Consider the following 25735-nt stretch of genomic DNA (forward strand, 5'->3'; position numbering starts at 1 on the left):
TTCGAAACCTCGACGGGAACACATGCTCGTTCGTGTGCTCGACGTGAACGCCGGAGGTTCCTCATCGCACCGGTCGCGGCCGGTCGCCCATCACCCGGGCTGGCTGTTGTCCTTCAGGGTGCCCCACCCGTGCCAGCGGTCGATCTCGATCCATGCGCTGAACCGGCGGCGGTCCCGCTGCGGGTACGGCTTGCCGAGGTACTGCTGGGCCAGCCGGTCGATGTCGAGCAGCTCCTTGTCCTCGACGAGGTCGGCGACGCGGCCGATGATGCTGAGGTGGGTGTACCAGTTGCCCTCGTCGAGCACGGTGAGCGAGACACGCGGGTCGTTCCGCACGTGCTCCAGGCGCTTGCGACCCTCGTCCATGTTGATCAGCACCCGGCCGTCGTCCCACAGGTACCAGGTGGCCGTGGACACCGGCTGGCCGTCCGAACGCAGGGTCGTGACGACTGCCGGGTTGGCCTTCGTCAGCATGGCGACTGCTTCGTCGGGGAGCGGTGGCTTCGACATGGGACACCTTCCGTCAGGCGTTGCTGAAGTCGTACGGACGGTCATCGGCATGATCGTCCGAACCGGGCGTTTCGAGGCTTTTCGGCCGCCATGACCTTTCTACATGTCGAGCCGTCGCGCCACTGCATCCCTCTCACACAGTGATACGCATCAGCGGGCGGCTTTGTTCGCGCAGGTGATGCACACCGTGGCCGTCGGGCGCGCGGCGAGCCGCTCCGGAGCGATCGGGCCGCCACAGCGCTCGCAGATCCAGTAGGCGCCCGTGCGCACCCGCTCCGCGGCCCGGTCGAGGTCCTCCAGATCGGCCCGTGCCCGGGTGAGCATGTCCCGCAGCTGGGCACGCTCGAAGGCGACCGTGGCGCCCTCGGGGTCGTGCTCGTCGTCGATGTTGGTCATGGTCGACGCTTCGACGACGCCGTCCCACAGGCGCGTCAGGGAGTCGATCAGCCGCCGACCACTGGCGCGGGCGTCGTCGATCAGCTCTGCCGCGGCCTTCCGCTGGGCGGGTGAGCTCGCGGCCGCTCCGGTCTCGTCCTCCATGCCGGGGCAGAACAAATCGGATCAGCCGCTCATTCCGGTGTGTGCCATTCGTGCCGTCCCTGCCGTCCCTGCCGTCGCCGTGTGCGGCAGCCGCCCGGCGTCGTCCTCGGCGCCCCGGAGGCTTTGGTGGCCCGCTCACCGCTCAGGTGCGGTGCTCCGGCGCACACGGGCGAGGACGAGGACGGTGTCGTCGATCGGGGGATCGGGCAGCAGGCGCGACAGCATGCGGTCCGCCATCGTTTCGAGCTGGTCCGAGACCTGGCTCAGTTCCGCGCAGACGGCGGCCAGGCCCTCTTCGATGTCGTGGCCGCGGGCCTCGACGAGGCCGTCGGTGTACAGCGCGAGAATCGCGCCGTCCGGGATATCGGTCTCGATCGTCCGGAACGGGTGACCGCCCACGCCCAGGGGCACGCCCAGGACCTCGCCGAGGATCTCGACCGTGCCGTCGGGGTGCCGTACGAGGGGCGGCGGGTGGCCGGCATTGGCGATGCGGGCTCGTCCTGTCGCGGCGTCGTACGAGACGTAGAGGCACGTCGCCAGCTCGATGCCTGCCTCCTGGGCGCAGGCGTCGAGTTCGGCGAGCAGGTCCGCCGGCTCGTGGTTGTGCCTGGCCAGTGCCTTGGCGGTGATGCGCAGCCGCCCCATGTCCGCGGCGGCCCGGACGCCGTGTCCCATCACGTCACCGACCACCAGCGCGACGCGGTCGCCGGGCAGATCGATCACGTCGTACCAGTCGCCACCCACCTCGGTGACCTGGCTGCCGGGCACGTAGCGGTGGGCGACCTGCACATGGGGGCTGGTCGCCAGCGCGCTCGGGAGCAGTGCGCGCTGGAGGGTGAGGGCGATGTGCTGCACCCGGCTGTAGAGACGCGCGTTGTCCAGGCACAGAGCGGCCCTGGAGGACAGCTCGCCGGCCAGGCGGAGGTCCTCGTCGGTGAAGGCCGGCCTGGCCGCGGAGCGTCCGAACATGGTGATGCCCTGGACGGTGCCGCGGGCGATGAGCGGGGCGATGACGAGGCCGGTCAGGCCGCTGTCCCTGAGGAGCTGGGCACGCGCCCGGTGAATGACGGTCCGGGTCATGAAGTCGTCGTCGACCGGGACGTAGAGGGGGCGGCCCGACATCAGTGTCCGGTGGATGGAGGAATCCGGTGGGTAGGTGACACGGTCCAGCCCGCCCACGAGCTCGCCGGCGGGTGGGGCCAGGACCGTGCCGGAGGCGATTCTTCGGGTGACGAGCGGCTGCTGCGGGTCGAACAGCGCCCGCTCGTCCATCCACTCCACGACTTCCACCACGGCGGCGTCGCAGAAGTCGGGAATCGCGGCGGCGACCACCTCCCGGGCGGTGACATCCACATCCAGGGTGGTACCGATCCGCGCGGTGGCCCGGGCCAGCAGAGCCAGACGCCGACGAGCGGCACTGGCCTCCATGATGGCCTGCTCCCGCTCGGTCACATCCACCATCAGGCCGCCCACCCCGGACCGTGTACCGACCGCGCCGCTGAGCGGGAAGAGACTCACCGACCGCACCTGGTCCAGATCCGGGTGACCAGGGGTACGCAGCCCCACGAGAACACCGGCGACAGTCCGTCCCTCTTCGGCGACCGAGCGCAGCATCCGCAGATAGGCGCCGCCGTCGGAGGTGATCATGATGTCGTCCATCGGCCGCCCGATGTGCTCCTCGATGGACACCCCGTCCATGTCGGCGAGGGCCTCATTGAGGTGGACGTACCGCAGGTGGTCGTCGAGCATGACCAGGCCGATGGGGGTCGTCTCGAAGAGGGAATCGAGAAACGCCAGATTGGTCTTCACCCGATCGAGGACGTCACTGCGGCTGGCCAGCGCCAGGACCATCGACGTGCTGTCGGTACCGACCACGCGGAAGGCCCGGAAACCGCAGTCGAAGACCTCGCCGTTCCGGTGCCGGGCCGGCAGCCGTCCGCGCCAGTACCCCAGCGTGCGGCCGTGTTCCGCCAGCCGGACCGAGGGGCCGGGGGAGTCGTCCGGGCCGTCGGAGAACAGTACGGCGGCGGCCTTGCCCAGCACCTCCGCGGAGTCGTGCCCGAAGAGTCCCTCGGCGCCCGGCCCCCAGTAGCAGATGCGGTTGTCCTCGTCGATGCCGAGGACGGCCACGGGCACGTGTTCAAGAAGCGACCCGGGCTCCGACCAGAGCGGTCCAGGAGCCCGATCATCCTCCGAACGGTCTGACGCCACTGACGTCGCCTTCCACTCGCGGCACACAGCGTCTCGCCCGGTACCCCGACAGGCGGGCGAGGCGCCGAGAGTCTTTCCCCACCAGTGTGCCGACATCAGGGCGGCTCCGCCGTGCCAGGAGGGGGCGCCCGGGCGGCCGGGCCGGTCTGCGACGCAGTCGCGGGTGCAGGGATCTCGACGCCGCGGGCCCCGGCCGCCGGGGCGAGGTACGGGAGCGCTCGGGCGGGCCGTCGCCGCGGCCGAGCCGTACGGACAGGCGAATGGCGTGCTCGTCACCGGCTGCCCCACAAGGCCTCGCGGGGCAGCGACGCCCTACGCGAACCGCAGCCGGACGTCTCTCGCGCCGCGGGCCGCGGCCACGGTGTCCGCCTCGGCCTCCACGGCCTTGCGTACGGCTGCGGACAGCGGCCCGAACGGCGTGACCGTGAGGTCGAGCCTGCGGCCGGCGGCCTTGGCACGCCAGGTGCCGGCGATCTCCGAGCCGGTCAGGAGGACGCCCGGGCCACCGATCGCCCGCCAGATCTCCTTCGCGCGGTCCTTGTCGGGCACCAGAAGACTCCGGTCCCGCGCCTGGAGGAACGGATCACCGGGCGGCAGCAGGCGGACGAGCCCCCGGAACGTCGACGCGAACTCCGACTCCGCCGATACCAAGGCGTCGAGATCGGTCTCGGGCAGCCAGGACGTCCGTCCCTCGATCCGCACCTCGGCGAGGTCGTCCGGCCACAGCGCTTTCACCACGGCCGGCTTCGTGCCGAGGTACTTCGCCACCTCGGCGGGTGTCGCGGGACCGAGGTGGCGCAGATACGCCCGCACCAGCCCGGCGGTGCCCGATGCCTCGGCCGGCACCGGGAACCCGTGCTCCAGCGGAGCGAGAACGGTCCGGCCCCCTTCCACGCCCACCCCGGTCGCACCGAAGAGCCCGGCCTGCTGAAAGAGCAGCCCGGAGATGTGCTCGGCTCCGCACCGCTCGCACCAGTACGTCAGCGACGGGGGCACGGCGGCGCTGACCGCGGTACTCACCTCGCCCTTGGCCATCGGGGTGGTGACCGTGTCGCGGAACGCCTCGGCGGTGAGGCGGAAAGCCTCGACCCCGAGCCGCGCCCCCTCCTTGATCACGGCGGTGTCGATCCGCGCTGTCGCGTCCGTGTCGCCGACCGGCCAGAGCGCCGTGGCGAGACCGGGAAGACTCGCGCGGCTGTGCAGATGCGGCGCGCCACGGAACGACCACACGAGCTCCAGCCCCTCGGCGGACGCACTGCGAGCGGCGAGCGCCAACCGGGCAGAGCCGTACGGAGTGTCCTGCACCCCGAGGTCGAGCACCCCCGGTGCGGCGGAGGCCCGGTCGAAGCCATGAGCCGCCACCCGATGGGCGAGCACCTGCTCCCGCCGGACCTCGATCCGCTGCGCGCTGCTCACGACGACGGCCCCCTTCGTACGTCCTGTCCGTACCGTATACGCGGTTCAGCGGAGGGGCAGGGCACCGCAGGCGCGTAGATCATCCGATAACAAGCCCCTTGGCCTCCTCGCCTCACCTCAGTGACGACAAGAAGGCGGCAACGGGGGAGGGGTAAAACTGCGCGGCGTTACGTCCGCGTTGCCCGGCGATGCACGGACCGGCGGGACGCCCGTACCGGCTTCCCCTGGCCACCCTTCTCGGAGCTCGCGGGGCCGGTCCGTAGGATCCGGCGCATGGCCTCTCCGCGTATGCGCCACGCCGGTCGCGTGACCCTGATCGTCCTCGCCGCTGTCGTGGACGTCCTGTCAGTTGTCTTCAGCCGTAGCAGCAAGGGTGGCGGCGGGTCCGCCGATTCGGGCGACGACTGACACCGGGAATTCGGCTCCCGCCACCGGGGCTCATGACCGTTCGTGCCGTACCGCACGTGCTTGGATCTTCGGATGTCGGATCCCTTGCCCGAGGGACGGCAGGAACCGAGAGCACGGGAACGGGACGTATGCGAACGTCGATGACCGCTGTGGCACTGCTCGTGGCCGTGGCACTGACGGGCTGCGAAGGCGGCGGGACCACGCAGGACGAGAATCGCGGCAGGAGTGACGCCTCACGGAGTGCCTCGCCGTCGCCCGCCGAGGCGGGCGAGTCCCACGAGGTGACCCTGGCGGTCGAGGGGCTGGGCAAGGTGCCGATCACCTACCGCGCCGAGACCAGCGGTTTCGCCGAGCAGACCCTGCCGTGGCGGAAGACGGAGACCGTCCGGCTCTCCGCCGCGGAACAGAAGGCGGGCTATCCGGTGTCGATCGTCCCGGGGGCCATCAAGTCCGTCGACGGTACGCAGAAGCCGGCCCCCTGCTTCATCACGGTCGACGGCAAGGCGGTCGCGGACAACGACGGCGGACAGACCCTGAAAGGCTGCTCGTTCACGATCAGGTAGCGGGCGAACCCGTAGGGGAGCGGGCCGCCTCGGCCCGCTCGGCAGGTATCACCGCGCCCGGTCTGCCGTGAGGCTCTGACGGGGGAGCAGCAGCGGCGTGGCCAGCATAAGAAGGCCCGCGATCGCGAGTGCTGTGCGCGGCCCGGTGAGGCCGGCCAGCAGGCCCCACAGGGCGGTCAATGCCGCGATGGTGGCCTTGCTGGTGACCGACCAGGCGGACAGCGTGCGGGCGATGCGATCCGTTGCGATGTGGTCGAGTCGGTACGTGACGAACACCGGGTTGAAGACTCCCATGCAGGTGATCAGCCCGAGCTCGACGGCCATGACGAGCAGGAGCCCGGCAGCGCCGGGGCCGGTGAAGGCAAGCGCGAGCAGCCAGCACGCCCGCAGCCACCCGGATGTGAGCAGGACCCTGTGCGACCCGTACCGCGCGACGAGGCGGCGGGCCAGCCGTGAGCCGATCAGCCCGCCGATGCAGGGCGCGGCGAAGGCGAGGCCGTACTGCCAGGGTGCGAAGCCGAGTTGACCGAGCATGAGGACGGCCAGCAGCGGTGAGGTCGCCATGATCAGGCCGTTGACGAGGACCGTGTTGAAGAACAGGGGACGAAGGGCCGGCTCGGCCAGGATGTGCCGCCATCCGTCGAGGACATCGCCGGCGCGGAGGCGGGGCCGCGCACCGGCGCCTGCGGGAGGTGCCTCCTTGCTGCCGATCGCGCGGATGGCCGCCGCCGACAGCAGGTGACTGACCGCGTCCGCGAGCACGGTCATCACGGGACCGAACAGCCCGATCGCGGCTCCGCCGACGGGCGGTCCGAGCATGGTGGCGGTCCATGTCGTGGCCTCGAACCGTCCGTTGGCGACCAGGAGGTCCTGCGGCGGCACGAGTGACGTGAGGAATGCCCCACCGGCCGCCCCGAAGGTGATCTCGGCGGCGGAGACGACGACGGAGACGACGAGCAGCTGGACGAAGGTGAGCAGATCGAGGGCGTACGCGACGGGGATGCTGATCAACGCGGTGAAGCGGGCCAGGTCCATCGCGATCATGACGGGGCGCTTGCGGCGGAAGTCCACCCACGGCCCGAGCGGCAGCGCCACGGCCGCGCCGACCGCCAGGCCCGCGGCGGCCAGCGCCGCGACCTCCGCCGCCCCGGCGTGCAGCACGAGGATCGCGATCAGGGGGAAGGCCCCGAACGCGAGCCGTGTGCCGAAGGTGCTGATCGCGTACGCGGACCACAGCCACGCGAACTCCCGGCCCAGCGACCGCCTGGCGCCCATGCCCAGCACACCCCTCGCCGCCGCTCCCCGACACCCTCGTTCGACCGGTCACATCAAAGCCACCAGTGGGTCCGCGCATCAAACAACCGCTCGGTTCGTGAGGTACAACCAGAAGTTGTACTCCCAGCACACGGCCTAGGATGTGCGGCGTGGATCTCCAAGCCGTACGCACGTTCGTCGCCGTCGCGGACGCCGGGCAGTTCCAGGAAGCGGCCGCGGATCTGTCGATCACGCAGCAGGCCGTCTCCAAGCGCATCGCGGCGCTGGAGAAGGCCCTGGGCGTCCGGCTGTTCACGCGTACGCCGCGTGGTGCCCGGCCGACCCTCGACGGGCAGGTCTTCCTGCCGCACGCCCGTGATCTCCTTCGCGCCGCGGAGAGAGCTGCTGCTTCCGTACGGCCCGGCAGTCGCGCGCTGCGTGTCGATGTGATCGGCCGACGGCTTGCGCCGGCAGGTCTGATGCGCGGCTTCCACCGTGCCCATCCGGGGATCGCGCTCGACGTGGTGACGCTCTTCGACGCCGACGCGGCGATCGCCGCCGTCCGGAACGGCACGATCGACGCGTCGTTCCGCGCTGTCACCCTGCCCGCCCGGCAGCTTCCCGAAGGCGTCGAGACCGTCCGGGTCTTCGACGAGCCACTGCACCTTCTCACCGGGCCGCGTCATGCGCTGGCCACTGCGTGCGCGGTCGCACCCGCACAGCTCGCGGGGCACCGGATCTGGATGCCCGGCATCGTCGCCGGTACCGAGTGGGCGGCCTACTACGAGGACCTCGCCGCCGCCTTCGGGCTCACCATCGAGGCGACCGGCCCCGATTTCGGCACCGAGCCGCTCCTCGAAACGATCGCCGATTCCTCGGTGCTGGCGACCTTCGTGGGTGAACAGACCGAGTTCGTCCGGCCCGCCGGTGACGACCTGCGGCGCGTCTTCGTGCGCGGACCCACGCCGGTCTATCCCCACTCACTGATCTGGCGCAGCGACAATCCGCATCCCGCGCTCACCGCACTCCGCGACCATCTCGGCTCCCTCCGGTCCGGCCACCGCCATGGCGAGACGTGGACACCGCAGTGGGCGCAGTGATCCCGCAGGCGTCGCGGGCCGGTTCCACGAGGGCGGTGGACCGCTGCTCGGCCGCGAACTGCCGGGAGGGCTCGATCCTGGACAGAACGGGTCGTCCCGGTCAGGGTCGTCACTGTGAGCCCTCACCTGCTCGGCCCGACGCTGCGTCCCTTCACGTCCGCGGACCGAAACGCCGTCCTCGCCCTGGTCGATGACGACCGGATGGGCGGTCAGCCGGTCTCGACCCCGGCGATGCTCGACGAGGCCCTCCAGGGCCGCTCGTCCGTCGACGCCGGGTGGTGGGCGGAGTTGGAGCCCCCGGACGTCGTGGTGGCCGAGGACACGGACGGAGTCGTCGTGGGTGTGGCGTCCTACGCCCTGCGGCTCAAGGACGACACGGGCCAGTTGCTGTGGCTCCACTGCCGGGAGGACGCGCGGACGGCCGATGCGCTGGTCCGCCATGCCCTCGCCGCCTTCGGGACGCGTGAGGCGCATGCCTTCAGCTTCGCGTCGGCTCTTTCCCTGGGTCTGGAGGCATTGCCGGTCCTGCACCGTCCGGCGACGGCGGAGGCGCTTCGGCGGGCCGGGTTCGCCGGGGAGCGGCTGTGGCGGTACATGCTGGCCGCGCTGCCCGTCGACGGCATGCCGCGGTTGCCGGACGTGCGGGTGGGCCACGAGCCGGGGGACCGGCAGGCGTGGCGACTGGAGGCTCACCGGGACCGCCGGGTGGTGGCCGAAGCCGTCGTGGGTTCTCCCGTACAGGGGACCGGTGTGCTGCGCTGGATCGGCGTCCTGCCCGACCTGCGCGGCCGGGGCCTGGGCCGTGCGATGCTCGGCAACGCTCTCGGTGTGCTGACCGAATGCGGAGCCGACAAGGTGGTCCTGTACGTGGACGACGACGCGGCGGCCGGGGACGAGCGGGACCGTACGGCGGCGATCTCCCTGTACGAGTCGGTGGGTTTCGCGGAGGTGGACCGTCTGTACTCCTACTCCCGTCCGCGTGACCCCGGAACCGACGGGATGCCCGCGCCGAAGGCGTCGTAGCCGCGCCCGGTTCCGGTCCGGACGCGGGCGATCGGTGTCGCTACCCGGGGAGCACCCGGACCTCGGCGCTCGGCAACCCGGCCCACCATCCCGCGTACCGGCGGTAGACCTGCGCGTCGCGGTCGGCCAGCAGCGCCATCAAACCCTTGGCCTCCGCGGCGAGTTCGTCCCAGACGGCGGCCGGGAGGGTGTGGAAGGCCGTCGCCTCGATGCCTCCCTCCACGGGGCGCCACACGCCGGCCACATAGCCGTCGACCAGCAGGGTGGGCAGGACGTCACCGTTCACCCGGATGACCAGGGGCCGGTATGGCGGCGGGATGATGCGGCTGCGGTCGGCGTACGCCAGCAGGACGTTGTCCCACATGGCCATCAGCCGGGGCGGTGCCGGTGTGTCGGCCGCCGGGCGCGGGGCGCCGGGGATGTCGAACAGGGTCTTGCCGTCCGGCCCTTCCCACTCCTCCAGGTTGTCGGAGAGCGCGCCCACCGCCTCACGGGCCCTCGCGCGCGCAACCGTGGCGAACTGCGCGATGTCCGCAACCGACGCCGGCCCGAACCCTTCCAGATAGCGGCGGACCAGCGTCTGGAGCGAGGCGGCGGACGTGTGCGGGTCGAGCGCCGGCCGGGTCCCCGACGCGACGTAGGACGGGCGGAGCCCGAACGACCACGGCCCTCCGGTGGGGGCGTGCACCAGGGGTGCGTACGACCGCAGTCCCCACCACGCGCCGGACTTCGGCGGCACACCGATCCGTGCTTCGAGCCAGGCTTCCATCTCGGCGGTCGTGCGCGGCCGGTCCGCGAAGGTCAGCAGTTCCGGGACCAGTGCGTCCGCGTCGTCGGGCGACAACCCGCTCGCGGTGAAGCGGGAGTTGAGCCGGGCGGCACGCAGCGTCGGATGCATGGCCTCGCGGAACGACCGGTAGTCGTCCCGGTGGACGGCGTGCAGGGTGATCCGTACCAGCGTCGCTTTCACGATCGCCCGCTCACCGAAGGCGGCGTCGAGGTCGGCCGGGTCGAATCCGCTGAGCCGGTTCCACAACGCGAGATACGGCGACGCGGCGTGCTGTGCCTGGAGTGCGACGAGACGACGGACCGCGTCGACGGCACCCAACGGCTCCCGCCGCAGAAGCAGCTGTCTGCCGAGCGTGGACCGGTTGAGTTCCCGTGGAGTGATCCTCATACCGCGATTGTGCCGAAAATGGTCAGCCGGCTCATCGACCCGTCCGGCTCCGGTATCCGTGCAGGTGGAGGTGCGGGCGCCGTCGCCCCGTCATTTCGCGCCACCTGCGGGTGCTGCGGTTCCCCGTCGGGACCTGAGCGAGCAGCTGCGGCATCGGTACCGCGGGCTGGAGCACGAGAGCGGTTCCGGGAGGTGCGAGGACAAGGAGCCGTGGGCGTTCGTGCCGCAGGCCCGATATCAGCCGGATGACCTGCGAGCCGTCAGGGACGGCCGTGCCAGTCGAGGCAGACGACCATGGCGTCGTCCTCGGAGGGCCCGGGGCCGCGATGGCCGGCGAGCTCTTCCAGTACCGCCCGCGGTACCTGGGACGGCGGCAGCAGCCGGGTGTCGCGCACGGCCCTGATCAGGGCGCGCTCGCTGTAGCGTTCGCCGCTCGGCGAGGGCACGTCGTAGACCCCGTCGCTGACGAAGAGGAGCCGGTCGCCCGGCTCGACCTGAAAATGCTGCGGCGTGTAGTCCGTGACCTCGAACATGCCGAGCGGCAGCTGCGCCTCCAGTTCCACCGGCTCGACGACGCCCTGGCGCATGCGCCACACCCGCGGCGACCCGGCGTCGATGACCTCGGCCCTGCCGGTCGGCAGATGGAAGCGGAACAGCAGCATGGACAGGTACTGCCGGCCGGCGTGCTGGCCGTAGACCGCCTGATCGGCCAGGGACGCCTGACCGGCGAGGCTCAGACCGGCGCGGCGTGCGTTGCGCAGAGCGTTCACCGCCAGATTGGTGAGCAGCGCGGCATCGATCCCCTCGCCCATGCCGTTGTTGGCGCTCAGCGTGAGGTGGTCGGCGGAGGCGGACCAGTCGAAGTTGTCCCCGTAGATGGCGTACGCCGGCTCCAGCTGGGCGCCGATGCTGTACTCGGTGCGCGAGCAGGAGCGGCCCGGGAGCAGCTGCCACTGCATCTCGGCGGCCAGAGTGAGCCGCTCGGCCCGCCGGGCCAGCAGGAACACGTCCGTGTCGCGCTCGGCCACCATGATCTCGTGAGCCAGGGCGTCGGCGATCTCCTGAAGCGCTTCGACGGTCGCGGGACCGGGCTCCGTACCGGGCAGGGTCACGCTCAGCACCCCCAGGCGGTCACCGCGGACACTCACCGGCAGGTGGACCGTCACGGTCGGAGCGCGGTTGCCGGTCTCGGCGACCATGTGCGGCTCCTGCGCTCCGAAGGCGCGGCCGGCGGCGCTGGAGTTCAGAGGCAGGGGCGTGGTCGTGCGCGGCAGTTTCGCCACGGGCTGGAGTCTGGTCATGGCGTAGTCCGCCATGAGGAGGTCGACCGTCACCGCGTCGAAGCGCTCCTCGATCAGCGCGCGGGCGACGTCGAACAGCGCATGGGGTGCAGCGTCGCGGAGCTGACGCTCCACCCCGCCGGGTCTGTCAGCCTTCACATGTCCCATTTCTGCGGAAAGGAGTCCATCCTACGACCGGGGCGGTCCGGCCTTGCCGGGGCGATGTACCTCCGGGGAGTGTCACACGCGCGGGTCCGTGGGGTCGGAGATCCCGGGTTCCTCGCGGATGTCGGTGCCGGGGCCTATAAGTGGTGAGCATGACTCCCACTCCGATGCACTGGAAGCTCGTCGTCGACGCCGACGATCCGCACGCGCAGGCCGACTTCTGGGCGGCCGCGCTGCACTACACGGTCGAGGACCACAGCGTCCTGATCGACAAGCTCCTCGGCCTCGGCGCCATCCCGGCCGAGATCGTGGTCGATCGCCATGACCGGCACGGCTGGCGTGACGCGGCGGCGGTACGCCACCCCGAGGACCCGCACGACCCGGAGAGCGGCGCGGGCCTGGGCCGCCGGCTGCTCTTCAACCGCGTGCCGCAGCCCGAGAAGACGGCCAAGAACCGTCTCCACATCGACCTGCACGGCCCGGCCGGCGAGCGGGACAGCGAGGTGCAGCGCCTGCGGGCTCTCGGCGCCCAGGTCCAGACCCACATCAAGGAACCGTCGGGGGAGTGGGTGGTCATGACGGACCCGGAGGGCAACGAATTCTGCGTGCACTGAGGCTTTTGCCGGGTCGGCGTGGCGCCTCGGACGCGTCGGGCACGAGGCGGCGGGATCGATTCTCGGCCTGGTCCGCGGCGGTCGGATCGAGTCTCGGCCCGTCTGCGGCGGCCGGAGCGTCACGGCCGCTCCGGAGCGGCCGTGGTGGCAGGGGTGACCCGGAGCCGCTGGGCGTCAGGGGCGACCCGGTGCCGTTGGGCGTCAGGGGCGACCCGGTGCCGTTGGGCGTCAGGGGCGATCCGCTCGGTCCAGGAACCGCCCGACCTCGGTCGTCAGCTCCTCGGGCACCTCGGGCAGCGACGACACGACGGCCACCAGTTCCCGGCGGAGGTCGGGGAACATCGACCACGCGGCGGGGCTCTTCCGCATCACCACCGACAGGAGATCGCCCTCGTAGTACCTGCCTTCGGCCAGCGGATCGTCGCGCAACACGGCGAGCGCGACGGGGAGGAGGAAGGGCAGGCCCACATCCTGCGCGATCAGGGTGCGGAGGTCGTCCACCGTGAGCGCTCCGACCTTCACCCGCCGCAGGGCGTGCACCGTCCTGACCAGGCGTGTGGTCCCGGCAGACGGCTCCGGCCAGCGCTCGCCTTCAAGGTCTTCGAGGGACCGGTCCAGGTGCAGCAGGCGGCTCATCCGTACAGGCTAGAGGGCGCGCGACGGGGCGCGGCGGTCACCCTCATGTGCATTCAGCGAAAAGTTGTCGAGCGGCAACAGTGTGGATGTGTGGCGAGTGGGCAGGCGGTCGTCAGACATGGCCCCCACCCCGAGGTGAAGTTGTGACTTTCTCGACTCAGTTGACCGGCGCTTCGGCTCAGGACCTCGACGCTGCCGGGGCGTCTACGGACGTGACCGGCAGCGGAGCCGACGCCCTCCCGTGGATCGAGGATGCGGGCAAGATCGCTCCCAAGGATGCCCGGCAGCTGTCGAAGCTGTTCTTCGATCAGCTCCAGGTGCTGGAGGAGGGCACTCCCGAATACCAGTACGCGCGCAACACCCTGATCGAGATGAACCTCTCGCTCGTCAAGTTCGCGGTGCGCCGGTTCCGCAACCGGGGTGACGGCGAGATGGAGGACATCACCCAGGTCGGCACGATCGGCCTGATCAAGGCGATCGACCGGTTCGAGCTGTCCCGCGAGGTCGAGTTCTCGTCCTTCGCCATCCCCTACATCGTGGGGGAGATCAAGCGCTTCTTCCGCGACAGCACCTGGGCGGTGCATGTGCCGCGCCGCCTTCAGGAGCTCCGTGTCGAACTGGCCAAGGCCAAGGAGGAGCTCGCGAACCGGCTGGATCGCGACCCCACCGTGAAGGAGCTGGCCGACCACCTCGATCTCACGGAGGACGAGATCATCGAGGGCCTCGTCGCCGCCAACGGCTACATCGCGGACTCGATCGACACACCGACCGCGGGTGACGAGGACTCCAGCGACGGGGGCCGCACCGTCGTCGACGGCATCGGCGACGACGACCCCGCCATGGACCTGCTGGAGAACCTGCACTCCCTCGCTCCGCTGCTCGAACAGCTCGACGACCGGGAGCGCACCATCATCGAGATGCGCTTCGGCCAGGAGCTCACGCAGGCACGCATCGGCGAGGAGCTCGGCATCTCCCAGATGCACGTATCGCGTCTTCTCGCCCGCACGCTGACGAAGCTCCGTACCGGGCTGCTCACCGGCTGACGGGCAGTCGTACGCACCGCGTCACCCCCACCGGCCGTCCGAAAGACACGCCTTGGCCGCACGAACTTGATCAGGTTGCTGGGCAGGCCGGTGGGGAGCGGTGTAGCGTCAGCGTCAGCTGTCGTGGTTCCAAGTATCCAACGTCCGTGAGCCCCGTGTTCACGGGCGTCTTGCTGTTCAGAGTGCCTGAGGACCAGGGCGATCACCTCCGGCTTCCGCAAGGTGCGGAGCCGACGTCAAGTCCTTGGAGGACAAATGGCCAGCGGTACGGTGAAGTGGTTCAACGCGGAGAAGGGCTTCGGCTTCATCGCCCAGGACGGTGGCGGTCCGGACGTCTTCGCCCACTACTCCAACATCAACGCGACGGGCTTCCGTGAGCTCCAGGAGGGCCAGCAGGTCTCCTTCGACATCACGCAGGGCCAGAAGGGCCCGCAGGCGGAGAACATCACCCCCGTCTGAGTCGCCTGAAGGTGCAAGAGGGTGCCCCGTTCCCGGCTTCCGGGGGCGGGGCACCGGTGTGTCGTGGGGCAGTGCTCCGAGGCGTGACCGGGCCCGGTGGGTCGCGTGGGGCTCTCCGGTACGTGAGAGGGCGTCAGTCGTGCGTGCCCCTGCCCGCCTTCTCCTTCGACCGGGCGGACCGGTTCTTCGACCGGTGATCCTTCTCCGGGCCGTGCCCGGGCGATCCGTACTCCGGTGTACCGAAGGACGCGGGCGGCCGGACAGCGCCGGGTCCGCCCGGGAGCGAGGTGCGGGAGCCGACCACCGGCAGCTGTTCCGCGGGGGCCACGCTGCGGGCGGGGTCGACGGCACCGGCCGGACCGCGGGGCGCGGCGGCCGGCCCCGCTGCCGCCGGCGCACTTCCGGGCTCGGGCGCGGGTGTGCCGGGGCGCCCGTGCCGGGGCGCGGACTCGGGCTCCGGGGCGGGATCGGGCTGGGGGACGGCCGTCTGCCTGCGGCCCGCGTCCGAACCGCCGTCCGCCGCCGTGAGCGTGGTGCCGAGCACGGCGGCGAGGGCGGCAGCGCCGGCCATCATCAGGCGCCGGCTCCGTGTCGGCCCGGGTGCGGCGGAGGCGTCGATCCGGTGGGTCGGGGCGCCGTCCCGGCGGCGGGGAAGGACATTGCCGTGAGCGCCCGAGCCGAGCGAGCGGACGGCGAACCGGCGCGGGGCGGGCGAGGGAGGCGCGACCTCGGGAGGGTCCAGGCGCTGTGACTCCAGCGCCGCCGCGCACTCGTCCGCGTCCGGTCGATCCGCCTCCTCCACGGAGGTCATGGCGGTCAACAGGGACGCCATCTCGCCGGGGAGGGAAGGAGGCAGGGCGGGAGGCCGGTGCAGACGCGCGATCGCGGCTTCCAACGGGGTCCCCGTGTACTCGAGTTCGCCCTTGAGGCACTCCAGCAGCACCAGGCCCATGGCGTAGATGTCCGCCGCCGTTCCGGCGCCCTTGCCGAGCACCTGCTCCGGTGCGAGATAGGCCGCTGTGCCGATCAGTGCGCCCGGCTCGGTGTGCGTGGGGGTGTCGAGCATCCGGGATATGCCGAAGTCGGTCAGGTGCGGCTTGTCCTCGGCGTCGAGCAGGATGTTGCCGGGCTTGACGTCGCGGTGCACGATTCCGGCGGCGTGCACATGGGTCAACGCTCCCGCGAGCGCGGCTCCGAACCTGCACACCCAGGAAAGGGGACGCGGGCCGGAGGCGATGCGCCGCCGCAGAGTGACGCCCTGGACCAGCTCCATGACCAGGAAGTCGGAACCCTCGTGGTGCCCGGTGTCGTAGACCGTGATCAGACCGGGGTGCTGAAGGCGGGCCAGCAGGAGCGCTTCGTCGGCGAAGCGTTCCTCCATCTCCGGATCAGCCCCGGGCCGGAACACCTTGACGGCCACCGGACGCCTCAGGCGCAGATCCAGACCCCGGTACACGTCGGCGGCCCCGCCTCGTCCGGCGAGGTCGTCGATCCGGTAGCGGCCGGCCAGCACGTTGGCTGTGAGCCCGGATTCCCACACGGACGGCGTGCGGCGGACCTTCATGAGGTCTCCCGAGTCTTCGACGGCAGCGGGCAGCGTCCTGCGACGCTCCACCCGTGTACCCACCACATGGCCGACCATCCCCGGCAACGCACGTGGGAGCCCCGACGGCGCTCACCGGGGCCGCCTGTCCTCAGGCGCTGCGCGGCTTGCGTCCGCTCGTCTTCTTGGCAGCGGCCTTCTTCGCGGTGGCCTTCTTCGCCGCGGTCTTCTTGGCCGCCGTCTTCTTCGCGGCCCGCTTCTTCGAGGTGGGCATGTCGTGGACGGTGGCGTGCTCGCCGCTCTCCCCGCGGGACTCCTTCGCCGCCTGAACCGACGCGTTCAGTGCGGCCATCAGGTCGACGACCTCGCCCGCCGGCCGCGCTTCGTCCTCGGCCCGGGTCGGTGTCCTCCCCTCGGCCTTGGCGGCGATGACCTCCTCCAGGGCTTCGCGGTAGTGGTCCCGGTAGCCGGAGATGTCGTCCTCGCTCATGGCCTCCATCAGCGCCACGGCGCCGTCGATCTCGCTGTCACCGACCTCGACGGGATCGGGGGCGAGTGTCTCGGGGGAGCGGATCTCGTCCGGCCAGCGCATCGCATGGAGAACGATCGCGTCGTCCTTCACCCGCAGCAGCCCCAGCCGCTCGCGGCCGTGCCACGCGAACTTCGCCACCGCCACCTTGCTGGACCGTTCCAGCGCCTTCCGCAGCAGCGTGTAGGGCTTCGCCGACACCGCTCCGCTCGCGGCCAGGTAGTAACCGTTCGAGATACGGATCGGGTCGATGCTGTCCGCCGGTACGAACGCGACGATCTCGATCGCCTTCGCCGTCGGCAACGGCATGTTCGCGAGGTCCTCGTCGGTGATCTCGATCAAGGTGTCCTTGGAGACCTCGAACGCCTTTCCGATCTCGTCGTCGCGCAGCTGCTTGCCGTCCAGCTCGCAGATCTTCCGGTACCGGATCCGCCCCATGTCGTCCAGGTGGTACTGGTGAAAGCTGATGTTGTGACTCTCGGTAGCCGGCAGCACCTTGATGGGGATGGTGACCAGGCCGAACGAGATGGCTCCGGACCAGACGGGGCGGGGCATGACGAACCTCCGTGTGCAGCCCCGAGACCGTCAGCGTACGGCCGGGTCCCCGACGCGGCACCCCCGCAGCCGCCAGTCCGGGGACGGCGCAGGGGCCGCCTTTCCGGGGGGGACCGGCTGGGGCGTACGCGACGGGCCGGGCCCGCGTGGCCGCGGCTGAGCGTCTCTCGCACGCGGCCGTACCCAGGCATGCCCCGCCCGGCCGCACCGGCCCCGCCCGTCCGACGTCCGTCGCGTGTCTGGGCATCACCGCTCCGGGCACTCGGCACCCTATGAACACTCTCGCCGCCCCCCTCCGCGACAGCAGCATTCCTCTGATGACCAAGGGGTACGCCTGGTTGCCCGACCGTATGCGCAGCAGCGGGGGCTCGCCGGTGCAGACCCGGATCCTGGGCCGGCCGACGACGGCCGTCCATGGCCGGGAGTCCGTGCGCTTCTTCTACGACGACCAGCATGTGAAGCGCCGATCCGCACTTCCCGGCCCCGTTCTCGACACACTGTTCGGCCGCGGCGCCGTGCACACCCTCGACGGCCACCAGCACCTGGCTCGCAAGGCGCTCTTCATGTCCCTGCTCAAGAACCGGGGTGCCGTCGCGCGCCTGACGGAGCTGGCCGGAGCGGAGTGGGATGCGGCGGCGCGCGAATGGGCGATGCGCCCCGCCGTCGAACTGTTCACCGAGTCGAGCCGGGTGCTCACCCGCGCGGTGTGCGACTGGGCCGGCATTCCGCTCGGCGCGGCCGAGACCGCGGAGCTGGCGGATGATCTGGTGGCGATGGTCGACGGCTTCGCCGCGATCGGCCCCCGGCACCTCACGGCCCGTGCCGCTCGGGCCCGGCGCGAGGTGTGGCTGGAGGCCCTGATCCGTACGGCGCGGGCGGAGGCCGGTACGGACCCGGGCACCGACCGGGGCACGCACTACCCCGCCGGCTCACCCCTGCGGGCGGTGGCGCTCCACCGCGACGACAGTGGCCGGCTGCTCGACTCGCACACCGCCGCCGTGGAGGTCCTCAACATCATTCGCCCCACGGTGGCCGTCGCCTGGTTCGTGACGTTCGCGGCTCACGCGCTCGAGCGGTGGCCGGGCCGACGGGACGCACTGCGTCAGGGTGACCCGGCGTACGCGGAAGCCTTCGCGCACGAGGTTCGGCGCTTCTACCCCTTCGTGCCGTTCGTGGGCGGTCTGGCGGCCGGAGACCTGCGGTGGCAGGGCGTGGTCATTCCCGAAGGAAGCCTCGTCCTGCTGGACGTCTACGGCCAGCAGCACGACCCCGGCCTGTGGCCCCACCCGTACACCTTCCGCCCCGAGCGCTTCCTCGGCCGGAGCGTGGCGAGCGACGAGCTGATCCCGCAGGGCGGTGGGGACGCGGCCACCGGCCACCGGTGCCCGGGCGAGGACATCACCGTCGCCCTGCTGGCCTGCCTGTCCACGCGGCTGGCGGACATGAACTACCTGGTGCCGCCGCAGGACCTGTCGATCAGTCTGCGCCGGGTGCCGGCGCGTCCGAGCAGCGGCTTCGTCATGTCGCTCCGGGTGCCCTCCGACGCCTGAGGGGTACGGGGGCGGATACGTCTCGCGTGCGCCGGTGCCCATCCTGTAGGCGCCGGGGGCGAGTTGGGACGGTGTGGCCGCAGACGTCGTCCCACCGCGGCACTTCCCGACCCCGGCACGCCGGAACAGATCGTGTGCGCGGCGCATCGGAGGGCACCCGGTGGAGGAACGCGGAAAACCGGATCGTCAGGAAAGGACCCTCCATGTCGGCATCTCTGATCGAAGCCGTGGACGTCAACGCCCCCGTCTCCGTGAGCTGGGGTCTGTGGCAGGACGTGACCGAGTGGCCGCGCTTCCTCAGCCATGTCGAGCGGGTCGACCGGCTCGACGACCGGAGGTTCGCCTGGTGGCTCTCCCTGCCGGGTGCGGACAAGCAGTTCATCGCGGAGCTCACCGAAGTCGTGCCGGAGGACCGGATCGCGTGGAAGACGGTCGCCGGGGTGCACCACGCCGGCGTGGTCACCTTCCACCACCTCAGCGACACCACGAGCCGCGTGACCCTTCAGGTCGAGTACGAGCCCGACGGCTTCCTCGAACACCTCGGCGCGCTCACCAACCTCGACAAGACGCTCGCCAACTACGACTTGGGCGAGTTCCAGCGCATGGCGGAGGAACTCGCCGGCCGGCGTGTCTGACGCGCGACGGCCGCGAAAACCCGCAGGAGCCGAAAGGTCCCGCTGAACCCGTACGGTCCGAGCCCTCCGCCGCACATGCCGGCGGAGGGCTTCGGCTTGCCCGGCCGCGCTCGACGACCGGCCGCTGTGGCCCGACTCCCCGGCTGTGGGCCGCGAATTGAGTTGCCGGGAGCGGATGCCGCTGACAAGGTCGTCGCCATGCCCACCCTCCCCGCGTACGACGGCACCGAACTCGCCTACCACGTGGTCGGCGACGGTCCTCCCGTGGTCTGCCTGCCCGGAGGACCGATGCAGGCGTCGGCCTACCTCGGTGACCTCGGCGGCCTGTCCGCGCACCGGCGGCTGATCCTGCCGGACCTTCGGGGGACCGGGAGATCCGCGGTGCCGCAGAGCGCCGACTCCTACCGCTGCGACCGGCTGGTCGACGACATCGAGGCGCTGCGCGAGCACCTCGGCCTCGACCGGATGGACCTGCTCGCCCACTCCGCGGGCACGAACCTCGCGGCGCTCTACGTGGCCCGTCACCCCGAGCGGGTCGGCAGGATCGCGCTCATCACGCCGAGCGCCACGGCCCTCGGTATCGCCGTCCCCGGAGAGGCCCGGCGCGAGACCGCGCAACTGCGCAGCGAGGAGCCGTGGTTCCCGACCGCCTTCGCGGCCCTGGAGGCGATCACCTCGGGCAAGGCGACGGACGACAGCTGGCAGGCCATCGAGCCGTTCTTCTACGGCCGTTGGGACGACACCGCCCGCGCCCATCAGGCGGCGAAGGACGGTCAGAAGAACGAGGAGGCAGCGGCGGTCTTCGGCGCCGAGGGCGCCTTCGATCCGGATGCCACGCGGGCGGCGCTCGCGCGCTTCGCTGGGCCGGTACTGGTGCTCGCGGGGGAGTTCGACCTGAACTCTCCCCCCGGGCCGACGGCGGAGTGCGCGGAGTTGTTCCCGGACGCCGCATACGTCGTCCAGCCCGGTGCCGGTCACTTTCCGTGGCTCGACGACGCGGACCGTTTCGTCGCCACCACCGCCCGCTTCCTCGGCCGGCAGTCATGACCGAACCAGTCATGACCGACTCGACCGCACACCGGGACGATGCCGAGGTCGCGACGGCCGCGGCGCGTGCCGGTGCGGAGGTTGTGCTCGCCAGGTACGGGCAGCGGCTCTCCCGCATCGACAAAGGTGCCGGGGACTTCGCCACCGACGCCGATGTGGCGGCCGAGGAGGCGATCCTCGCCGTCATCCGCGCTGCCCGGCCCGAGGACGCGGTGCACGGCGAGGAGGGCGGCCGACGGGGCCCGGCGGACGCGGGGCGACAGTGGTTGGTGGATCCCCTCTGCGGGACGCTCAACTACGCGGTCGGCAACATGCTGGTCGCGGTGAACGTGGCACTGCGCGACGGCCCGGCGGCGGTGGCCGATCCGTTCAGCGGCGAGGTCTTCTTCACCGACGGCACGACGGCGTGGGTGCGGCGCGACGCGGTGGACGAGCTGCTGACACCCACGGCCGCCACCGGGTTGGTGGACGTGAACCTGGATCCGCCTTTTCCGAGCGCCCCCGGATTCAGGGCGGTGGACCTGCTCGCTCACCCGGATTTCGTCGCGGGGTTCCGGCCGCGGGTGGTGTCGAGCACCCTGGCACTTGCCTGGGTCGCGGCCGGCAAGCGCGCCGCGTACGTCACCGACGGCGGTGACCTGACCGAGAGCGTGCACTTCGCGGCCGGTATCGCTGTGTGCCGGGCCGCCGGCTGCGTCGTCACCGGAGTCGACGGCGTGCCGGTCGGAGAGACCGGACGGGCCGGCCCGGGAGGCCGGGGTCTCGTCGTGGCCTCGGACGCGGAGACGCATGGGCGGCTGCTGTCGATGATGCGCGGACAGGGCTGACACAGAGGGGGCGTTGGCCCCTGGCGACTGCCCGGGGGTCTCAGTCGTCGCCGACGACGATGGTGCGCTCTTCCTCGTCTCGGCGGTCGCTCTGCTTCGGCACTGATCCGTCCTCCGGGACGATCACAGCGGGCATGCACATGCGCACGGGCTCTCCGGTGCTGCTGTGCCGACTGGTGATCAGCCCGCTTTCCGTGGGTGAGCCGTTCACGGTCAGACTCCTTCATCCTCAATTGGCGTGGAAGGGAAAATGCCCTGAGGGCATTCTGTGAAGCGGGTACCCGTCCGAGCGATCACAACACATCCCTGCTCCTTTCCCGGGCCGGGAATACGTCAGCATGAGATGCGCAGTTTCGTTTCCATGAGCCGCGAATCATGTGAGGTCCCGGCATTTGCCTGACAGCGGCGTCGAATCTGTTCCGGCGGGTGACGTAACGGAGCAGGACAGCCCTGAGGCGTTGGCCGACGTCAGTCTGCGGTGGCGGCGCGAAGATGTCCCAGTCCTATGCGGTCCGTCTCTTCGAGGGACCCGTGCAGGCGGTGGACGACGATCCAGCGGCCGTCGGGGACGGCACCGGCGAAGACCGTTGATCTACGGGTGCCCCCGTTGTGCCACATCAGCGGCAGCGGTCCGGTTCGTTGCCAGCTGAGTGACGGCTCCCCCAGCGTGCGGTCGAGGACGAGGCCGGTCAGTACGCGGGCGACGGTGCGGGGAGCGGCCCAGAGACCGCCTGCGGGCAGAATCGCGCCTGTCATGTCCCACGGTGTGACGCTGCGTCCGAACCACCCGCTCGCGAGTGATCGGTTGTGTTCCGGCGGGTGCGCGGTCATCGCTTCTGGTGGCAGGCCGAGTGGAGAGAGGACGTGCGTGGCGACAAGATCGCTGTAGTCCTGGCCGCCGGCCGCCGTCAGGACTGCCCCGAGCACGGCGTAGCCGAAGTTGGAGTACTCCTCGCGTTCTCCTGCGGGTGCGGTGGTGAGCCGGTCGAGACCCGCAGCGAGGATCGCACGCAGCCTGTCGTCGCTGAACTTCTTGTAGGGATCGATGTTTGTGGTGCCGGGTGGCACCGGGGGGAGGCCGGAGGTGTGCTCGGCGAGATGCCGCAGGGTGATACCGGACCCGGCAGGGGCGTCGAGCCACCGTTCGACAGGATCGTCAACAGTCAATACGCCCTCCCTGGCCAACTGTTCGAGGATGGTTCCGGTGATGACTTTGGTGAAGGAGCCCACCTCGGCGTACTTGTCGGGGTCGTGTCCACCGGTAGCGAGTGGGGCGGTGTTGTGTGAGCTGCCGATGATGCAGGTGGGGATATCGGGCATGGTCATCCTGCCGGTTGGGGAACGGGGAATTACGCCCGTGAACACAGCAATGGAGACGTGAAAGCCGATCGAGGCGGCGGCTTGTGTTCCGACGGGGGCGGAAGGTGGCCCACGTGGGGCTCAGTTGTAGCCGACACCTCGTACCCGAAATTGCTTGAAGGGTGCAAAGTCGGACTCACTTGCCTGCCATGATCACGACTCTATGAGGGTGTCTTGGATGTCCTCAAGATGTTGCACTGTGATGATCAGCACAACGCGTGATTGTTGAATTGAGTACGGTAAATGGAGGAACTAAGGGCCGTCCCGCAACTGCCTGGACCCCTGCCCCTGGGACGAGCCATGTCAGTGGCTGGTGACAGGATTACGGGGTGTTGATTGAGGGATACGACGACGGCCCGTTGGACGCAGGAGAGTCACTGCTTGCTCGCCCGGGCTTCTGGTCGAACTACTTGTCGGAGATCTGCGCTGGTGGAGCCAACGCCGAGAGTCCCGTTCCGGAGTGGTTCGGCGAGGACGGAGCTGATGTCGATGCCTTGTCCGAGATCCTCTTCGATCCCGAACGCTGGCCGGTGCTCCGGGTGCCCAGTGCGGACGGCTCCGGAGTCGTGGTGGTATTCCGCAACCTGGTCGGCGACTGCGGCATCGACTTCCTGCTCATCCATCCAGGCCAGAGCCACGCCCAGCAGCTCGCCAGTTGGGAGGGGGAACTCTCGGGGACCGGGCTTGCGTGGCGGGAACTGGTCCGCATCGCCGAGAACCCCGCGTCAGAAGCCGACGGTGTCGACGGTGTCGACGAGCCTGCCGCCCGCCTTCTGTTGCTTCTTCCCCTTCTCATTCTCAACGACTTGGAGGTGCCGGAGGAGGCGTCTGCCCGGCTCAGCGCTGCCCTGACCGCAGTAGGGGTGGCGCAAGACATCGCCTTGAGCACGACGGAGCATCTGCTCACCGGCCTGACCGGGAGACCGTGGCACGATCCCGCATGGGGCTCGCCTCTGAGCAGCTGAGACTGCCGCAAAGACCGCTGGTCACGCATGAGACGATCGCGTTGTGGCTGGTGTGATCACGGTGTCGGAGCCGTCCTGGATAGCCCGATTCACCGGGCTGAGCCCGAGCCAGTTCGGCAAGCTGGTCACCGCGCTGCGGCGCGAGGATGCGGATCCGGTGCGCAAGGGCCGGCCCTGGAGCCTGGCGCTAGAGGACCGGGTGTTGCTCGTCGCTGCCTACTGGCGCACGAACCTGACGGGGACGTCGGATTCGCCGTACCTCGTGGCCCGGTGTTCGCCCCCGGAACCCGGTCGGCATCCCGCCGTGCACGGCGGGACATTCCACACCGGCTGCTAAGGGCTGTCCCGTAATCCCCGGTGGACCAGCGCGCGGCGTCAGATGCGGTGCATCGCAAGGCGAAGGGTCGTCCTCATACTGGGCGTATTCGGGCGATCCGACAACGCAGCGAGGTGCCGTAGATGTCGTCGTGCGCCCGCCGGGGATTACGGGACAGCCCTTAGGTCACAGTCTTCGGCGAATTCCCCGGAGAGCTCAGCCGGTGCCTCGGCACTACGACGACACCGGCAGGCCCCTGCCCCCGTACTTCTACTCGTACTCCACCGTCAGCGTGGCCCTCGTGTCCTTGTTGACGAACACATACGCATTCGACGTCTGGTTCGCCGCGAAACGCAGTCGCAGTTGTGTCACCCCCGAGCGGTTCACCGCCGCAAGTCCCGCCGTCGACAGGTTCGTCGAGGATCTGGTGCCCGCGGTGAACGCGGTGACCTCCGCCGATCCCGGGGCCGTCGTGGTGGCCGACCAGTCCGCCGGCTCTACCGTGCAGGCGCTCAGGCAGCCGTGGTGCACATCGACCAGCAGGCGGTTGCCCGTCGGGCTGGTCCATGGGGAACCGGAGCCGCTGCTGTGGGTGAGCGTCACATAGGCGCGGGTGAGCTGTTTGCCGGGCGGGATGCGGGAGGTGTCGAAGGACAGCACGCTCCGGTTGTACTTGCCGTCGCTTCCGCGGCCCAGAGCGAGGCCGTACGTCGTTTCCAGCGTGCCGACGGACGCGACCGAGCCGTCCGCTGCGGCCTTGATGTAGCCGTCCTGGGCGTCCGTGCTCGGCAGTGTCATTCGGTTTCCGGCAGGCGGCGGTGTGCCGTCGCCGCCGAGTGCCCTCACCATCGCCATGACGGTCTCGATCTGCTTGCCGCCGTGCCGGGCGTAGGCGGAGTCTCCCTGGTAACCCCACCAGTTCCAGCAGCCGTTGGGGTTGTCGAGCGTGGTGGTGGGGACGGCCTGCGGGTACAGCACGATCAGGTTGTTGGTGTCGGCGTACTCGTTGAGATACGCCTTGTCGATGAACTGGCTGCCGAAGCCCTGGTACGAGTAGCCCTGCTTGCAGCCGTGCAGCGCGACCACCAGGGTGCAGGCCGCGCCGTCCGCGCAGGTGTCGGGTACGTAGACGAAGCCCTTCTCGTCCATCGAGATCGTCCGTGCCTGGCCACCGGGCGCGTAGGGGTTCTGGTCGAACTGGGTCAGGGTTCCGCCGGGTGCGGCGGCGGGGGCGGTGACGCTGCCGAGGAGGTGGCCGAGCAGGTCGCGTTCCGCGTCGAAGCCGCAGTTGTTGATCCACGGATTCGCCGTGACCGTGCAGGAGTTGGGGCCGAGCGGGCTGATCCACGCGTGGCCGGCCGCCGTGCTGTTGTCGTAGCGGACGCGCGCGCCCAATCGGCCGTAGTAGTCCGACAGCGCGTCGGCCACCGGGCGCTTGACGGTGGTGTCACCCGATCCGCTGAAGACGTAGACCGGATCTCCGGCGAGCTGGGACACCGGGTCCACGAGACCCTGCGCCGACCAGTCACGGGTGGTCTGTTCGAGCTTGTCGAGCTGGAGGTCCTGAAGGGTGTCCATGCAGGCCAGCAGGGCCTTGTTGAGGTCGTTCTGTGCGCAGAAGTTCGGGCCGGACGCGAACGCCGCCGAGCCGTCGAACGTGCCGGAGTACGCGACATGCAGTTGGGTGGCCATATAGCCGCCGGACGAGATGCCGGCGCTGTAGACGTCGCTCACGTCGTACGGTCGCAGCTCACCCGGTACCGGCGCCCGTGCCGGTGCGGATACCGGTACGGGCGCAGATGCCTGGACCGGTGCCTGGGCGGCGGCCGCGGGCGCGGAGGTGGGGAAGGCGAGGGCCACGACCAGCAACGGAATGAGCGCGGCGGGCCGGAGGAGACGGGCAGCGGGCGACGATCTCATGGACCCTCCCGGGTGAGGTGCGGCCCACGGCGGAATCCCGTCCGTGGATTCCGGGAGATTAGGAGCCCGTCACCCGACCGGATATGTCGC

General features: G+C 70.3%; 25 protein-coding genes and 1 pseudogene. 13 read left to right on the forward strand and 13 right to left on the reverse strand.

Annotated elements, in window-relative coordinates; translation table 11 throughout:
- Positions 1–90: 90 nt before the first annotated feature.
- The 4 genes from RPQ07_RS32885 to RPQ07_RS32900 form a co-directional block, all read right to left on the reverse strand.
- Positions 91–510, reverse strand: a complete 420-nt coding sequence (locus RPQ07_RS32885) for a PPOX class F420-dependent oxidoreductase (protein ID WP_313947874.1) — start codon at positions 508–510, stop codon at positions 91–93.
- A 150-nt stretch (positions 511–660) separates the two neighbouring features.
- Positions 661–1050, reverse strand: a complete 390-nt coding sequence (locus tag RPQ07_RS32890; RefSeq protein ID WP_313947875.1) for a TraR/DksA family transcriptional regulator — start codon at positions 1048–1050, stop codon at positions 661–663.
- 135 nt (positions 1051–1185) lie between these two features.
- Positions 1186–3180: a SpoIIE family protein phosphatase gene (locus RPQ07_RS32895; protein ID WP_413777858.1), complete on the reverse strand. Its 1995-nt coding sequence runs from the start codon at positions 3178–3180 to the stop codon at positions 1186–1188.
- A gap of 393 nt (positions 3181–3573) precedes the next feature.
- The gene (locus RPQ07_RS32900) at positions 3574–4677 is read right to left on the reverse strand and encodes a DNA glycosylase AlkZ-like family protein (protein ID WP_313947877.1); all 1104 of its coding nucleotides are present in this window, start codon (positions 4675–4677) and stop codon (positions 3574–3576) included.
- A 273-nt stretch (positions 4678–4950) separates the two neighbouring features.
- On the opposite strand from RPQ07_RS32900, the gene RPQ07_RS32905 reads away from it, so the two are divergent.
- Together RPQ07_RS32905 and RPQ07_RS32910 are read left to right on the forward strand one after the other, a co-directional pair.
- A complete protein-coding gene (locus RPQ07_RS32905) occupies positions 4951–5085 on the forward strand; it encodes a hypothetical protein (RefSeq protein WP_313947878.1) in 135 nt (44 codons plus the stop codon).
- A 140-nt stretch (positions 5086–5225) separates the two neighbouring features.
- Positions 5226–5648 carry a hypothetical protein gene (locus RPQ07_RS32910; RefSeq protein ID WP_313947879.1) on the forward strand — a complete coding sequence of 141 codons (423 nt, stop codon included), beginning with the start codon at positions 5226–5228 and terminating at the stop codon, positions 5646–5648.
- 48 nt (positions 5649–5696) lie between these two features.
- On the opposite strand, the gene RPQ07_RS32915 is transcribed toward RPQ07_RS32910, so the two are convergent.
- Positions 5697–6923 (reverse strand): MFS transporter, encoded by a 1227-nt coding sequence (locus tag RPQ07_RS32915; RefSeq protein WP_313947880.1) that lies wholly within the window; start codon positions 6921–6923, stop codon positions 5697–5699.
- Between the two features lie 149 nt (positions 6924–7072).
- On the opposite strand from RPQ07_RS32915, the gene RPQ07_RS32920 reads away from it, so the two are divergent.
- Both RPQ07_RS32920 and RPQ07_RS32925 read left to right on the forward strand, forming a co-directional pair.
- Positions 7073–8002 (forward strand): LysR family transcriptional regulator, encoded by a 930-nt coding sequence (locus tag RPQ07_RS32920; protein ID WP_313947881.1) that lies wholly within the window; start codon positions 7073–7075, stop codon positions 8000–8002.
- Between the two features lie 114 nt (positions 8003–8116).
- Complete coding sequence (locus RPQ07_RS32925; RefSeq protein ID WP_313947882.1) at positions 8117–9025, forward strand: GNAT family N-acetyltransferase; 909 nt, start codon at positions 8117–8119, stop codon at positions 9023–9025.
- Positions 9026–9065: 40 nt separating this feature from the next.
- Here RPQ07_RS32925 and RPQ07_RS32930 read toward each other — a convergent pair whose 3' ends face one another.
- Positions 9066–10202, reverse strand: coding sequence for a winged helix DNA-binding domain-containing protein (locus RPQ07_RS32930; protein WP_313947883.1), 1137 nt, complete (start codon positions 10200–10202; stop codon positions 9066–9068).
- A gap of 260 nt (positions 10203–10462) precedes the next feature.
- Positions 10463–11641, reverse strand: a complete 1179-nt coding sequence (locus RPQ07_RS32935) for a PP2C family protein-serine/threonine phosphatase (RefSeq protein ID WP_313947884.1) — start codon at positions 11639–11641, stop codon at positions 10463–10465.
- Between the two features lie 158 nt (positions 11642–11799).
- Here RPQ07_RS32935 and RPQ07_RS32940 point away from each other — a divergent pair, with 158 nt between their 5' ends.
- Positions 11800–12261, forward strand: a complete 462-nt coding sequence (locus tag RPQ07_RS32940; RefSeq protein WP_313947885.1) for a VOC family protein — start codon at positions 11800–11802, stop codon at positions 12259–12261.
- A 228-nt stretch (positions 12262–12489) separates the two neighbouring features.
- Here RPQ07_RS32940 and RPQ07_RS32945 read toward each other — a convergent pair whose 3' ends face one another.
- Complete coding sequence (locus RPQ07_RS32945; protein WP_313947886.1) at positions 12490–12897, reverse strand: contact-dependent growth inhibition system immunity protein; 408 nt, start codon at positions 12895–12897, stop codon at positions 12490–12492.
- A 143-nt stretch (positions 12898–13040) separates the two neighbouring features.
- On the opposite strand from RPQ07_RS32945, the gene RPQ07_RS32950 reads away from it, so the two are divergent.
- Together RPQ07_RS32950 and RPQ07_RS32955 are read left to right on the forward strand one after the other, a co-directional pair.
- On the forward strand, positions 13041–13940 hold the full coding sequence (locus RPQ07_RS32950; protein WP_313947887.1) for an RNA polymerase sigma factor SigF: 900 nt from the start codon (positions 13041–13043) through the stop codon (positions 13938–13940).
- Positions 13941–14195: 255 nt separating this feature from the next.
- A complete protein-coding gene (locus RPQ07_RS32955; RefSeq protein WP_313947888.1) occupies positions 14196–14399 on the forward strand; it encodes a cold-shock protein in 204 nt (67 codons plus the stop codon).
- 133 nt (positions 14400–14532) lie between these two features.
- Here the strand turns inward: RPQ07_RS32955 and RPQ07_RS32960 are convergent, their stop codons facing one another.
- Positions 14533–15963, reverse strand: a complete 1431-nt coding sequence (locus RPQ07_RS32960) for a serine/threonine-protein kinase (RefSeq protein ID WP_313947889.1) — start codon at positions 15961–15963, stop codon at positions 14533–14535.
- A gap of 130 nt (positions 15964–16093) precedes the next feature.
- Entirely contained in the window at positions 16094–17026 is a 933-nt protein-coding gene (locus RPQ07_RS32965) for a Ku protein (protein WP_313947890.1), read from the reverse strand.
- 317 nt (positions 17027–17343) lie between these two features.
- Between RPQ07_RS32965 and RPQ07_RS32970 the strand changes: the two genes are divergently transcribed.
- From RPQ07_RS32970 to RPQ07_RS32985, 4 genes are all read left to right on the forward strand, one after another.
- Positions 17344–18576 (forward strand): cytochrome P450, encoded by a 1233-nt coding sequence (locus tag RPQ07_RS32970; protein WP_313947891.1) that lies wholly within the window; start codon positions 17344–17346, stop codon positions 18574–18576.
- Between the two features lie 203 nt (positions 18577–18779).
- Entirely contained in the window at positions 18780–19211 is a 432-nt protein-coding gene (locus RPQ07_RS32975; protein WP_313947892.1) for an SRPBCC family protein, read from the forward strand.
- A 198-nt stretch (positions 19212–19409) separates the two neighbouring features.
- Positions 19410–20258 (forward strand): alpha/beta hydrolase, encoded by an 849-nt coding sequence (locus RPQ07_RS32980; RefSeq protein ID WP_313947893.1) that lies wholly within the window; start codon positions 19410–19412, stop codon positions 20256–20258.
- 11 nt (positions 20259–20269) lie between these two features.
- Positions 20270–21085, forward strand: a complete 816-nt coding sequence (locus RPQ07_RS32985; protein WP_313947894.1) for an inositol monophosphatase family protein — start codon at positions 20270–20272, stop codon at positions 21083–21085.
- A gap of 40 nt (positions 21086–21125) precedes the next feature.
- On the opposite strand, the gene RPQ07_RS32990 is transcribed toward RPQ07_RS32985, so the two are convergent.
- Both RPQ07_RS32990 and RPQ07_RS32995 read right to left on the reverse strand, forming a co-directional pair.
- Complete coding sequence (locus RPQ07_RS32990; protein ID WP_313947895.1) at positions 21126–21296, reverse strand: hypothetical protein; 171 nt, start codon at positions 21294–21296, stop codon at positions 21126–21128.
- Between the two features lie 257 nt (positions 21297–21553).
- Positions 21554–22405 (reverse strand): serine hydrolase domain-containing protein, encoded by an 852-nt coding sequence (locus tag RPQ07_RS32995; RefSeq protein ID WP_313947896.1) that lies wholly within the window; start codon positions 22403–22405, stop codon positions 21554–21556.
- A 368-nt stretch (positions 22406–22773) separates the two neighbouring features.
- Here RPQ07_RS32995 and RPQ07_RS33000 point away from each other — a divergent pair, with 368 nt between their 5' ends.
- Together RPQ07_RS33000 and RPQ07_RS33005 are read left to right on the forward strand one after the other, a co-directional pair.
- Entirely contained in the window at positions 22774–23409 is a 636-nt protein-coding gene (locus RPQ07_RS33000) for a hypothetical protein (RefSeq protein ID WP_313947897.1), read from the forward strand.
- A 43-nt stretch (positions 23410–23452) separates the two neighbouring features.
- A pseudogene (locus RPQ07_RS33005) lies at positions 23453–23647 on the forward strand (IS5/IS1182 family transposase); the annotation flags it as partial.
- 348 nt (positions 23648–23995) lie between these two features.
- Here the strand turns inward: RPQ07_RS33005 and RPQ07_RS33010 are convergent.
- Positions 23996–25645, reverse strand: a complete 1650-nt coding sequence (locus RPQ07_RS33010; RefSeq protein ID WP_313947898.1) for a PHB depolymerase family esterase — start codon at positions 25643–25645, stop codon at positions 23996–23998.
- Between the last annotated feature and the right edge of the window lie 90 nt (positions 25646–25735).

It is taken from the genome of Streptomyces sp. AM8-1-1, assembly GCF_032229325.1.
GTDB lineage: Bacteria > Actinomycetota > Actinomycetes > Streptomycetales > Streptomycetaceae > Streptomyces > Streptomyces achmelvichensis.

Bases quoted from the DNA above. Each gene is read 5' to 3' on its own strand.
- RPQ07_RS32885 (WP_313947874.1), bottom strand. From the start codon at position 510: ATGTCGAAGCCACCGCTCCCCGACGAAGCAGTCGCCATGCTGACGAAG.
- RPQ07_RS32890 (WP_313947875.1), bottom strand. From the start codon at position 1,050: ATGGAGGACGAGACCGGAGCGGCCGCGAGCTCACCCGCCCAGCGGAAG.
- RPQ07_RS32905 (WP_313947878.1), top strand. From the start codon at position 4,951: ATGGCCTCTCCGCGTATGCGCCACGCCGGTCGCGTGACCCTGATCGTC.
- RPQ07_RS32910 (WP_313947879.1), top strand. From the start codon at position 5,226: ATGACCGCTGTGGCACTGCTCGTGGCCGTGGCACTGACGGGCTGCGAA.
- RPQ07_RS32915 (WP_313947880.1), bottom strand. From the start codon at position 6,923: ATGGGCGCCAGGCGGTCGCTGGGCCGGGAGTTCGCGTGGCTGTGGTCC.
- RPQ07_RS32930 (WP_313947883.1), bottom strand. From the start codon at position 10,202: ATGAGGATCACTCCACGGGAACTCAACCGGTCCACGCTCGGCAGACAG.
- RPQ07_RS32940 (WP_313947885.1), top strand. From the start codon at position 11,800: ATGACTCCCACTCCGATGCACTGGAAGCTCGTCGTCGACGCCGACGAT.
- RPQ07_RS32945 (WP_313947886.1), bottom strand. From the start codon at position 12,897: ATGAGCCGCCTGCTGCACCTGGACCGGTCCCTCGAAGACCTTGAAGGC.
- RPQ07_RS32955 (WP_313947888.1), top strand. From the start codon at position 14,196: ATGGCCAGCGGTACGGTGAAGTGGTTCAACGCGGAGAAGGGCTTCGGC.
- RPQ07_RS32960 (WP_313947889.1), bottom strand. From the start codon at position 15,963: ATGAAGGTCCGCCGCACGCCGTCCGTGTGGGAATCCGGGCTCACAGCC.
- RPQ07_RS32965 (WP_313947890.1), bottom strand. From the start codon at position 17,026: ATGCCCCGCCCCGTCTGGTCCGGAGCCATCTCGTTCGGCCTGGTCACC.
- RPQ07_RS32970 (WP_313947891.1), top strand. From the start codon at position 17,344: ATGACCAAGGGGTACGCCTGGTTGCCCGACCGTATGCGCAGCAGCGGG.
- RPQ07_RS32975 (WP_313947892.1), top strand. From the start codon at position 18,780: ATGTCGGCATCTCTGATCGAAGCCGTGGACGTCAACGCCCCCGTCTCC.
- RPQ07_RS32980 (WP_313947893.1), top strand. From the start codon at position 19,410: ATGCCCACCCTCCCCGCGTACGACGGCACCGAACTCGCCTACCACGTG.
- RPQ07_RS32985 (WP_313947894.1), top strand. From the start codon at position 20,270: ATGACCGACTCGACCGCACACCGGGACGATGCCGAGGTCGCGACGGCC.
- RPQ07_RS32995 (WP_313947896.1), bottom strand. From the start codon at position 22,405: ATGCCCGATATCCCCACCTGCATCATCGGCAGCTCACACAACACCGCC.
- RPQ07_RS33010 (WP_313947898.1), bottom strand. From the start codon at position 25,645: ATGAGATCGTCGCCCGCTGCCCGTCTCCTCCGGCCCGCCGCGCTCATT.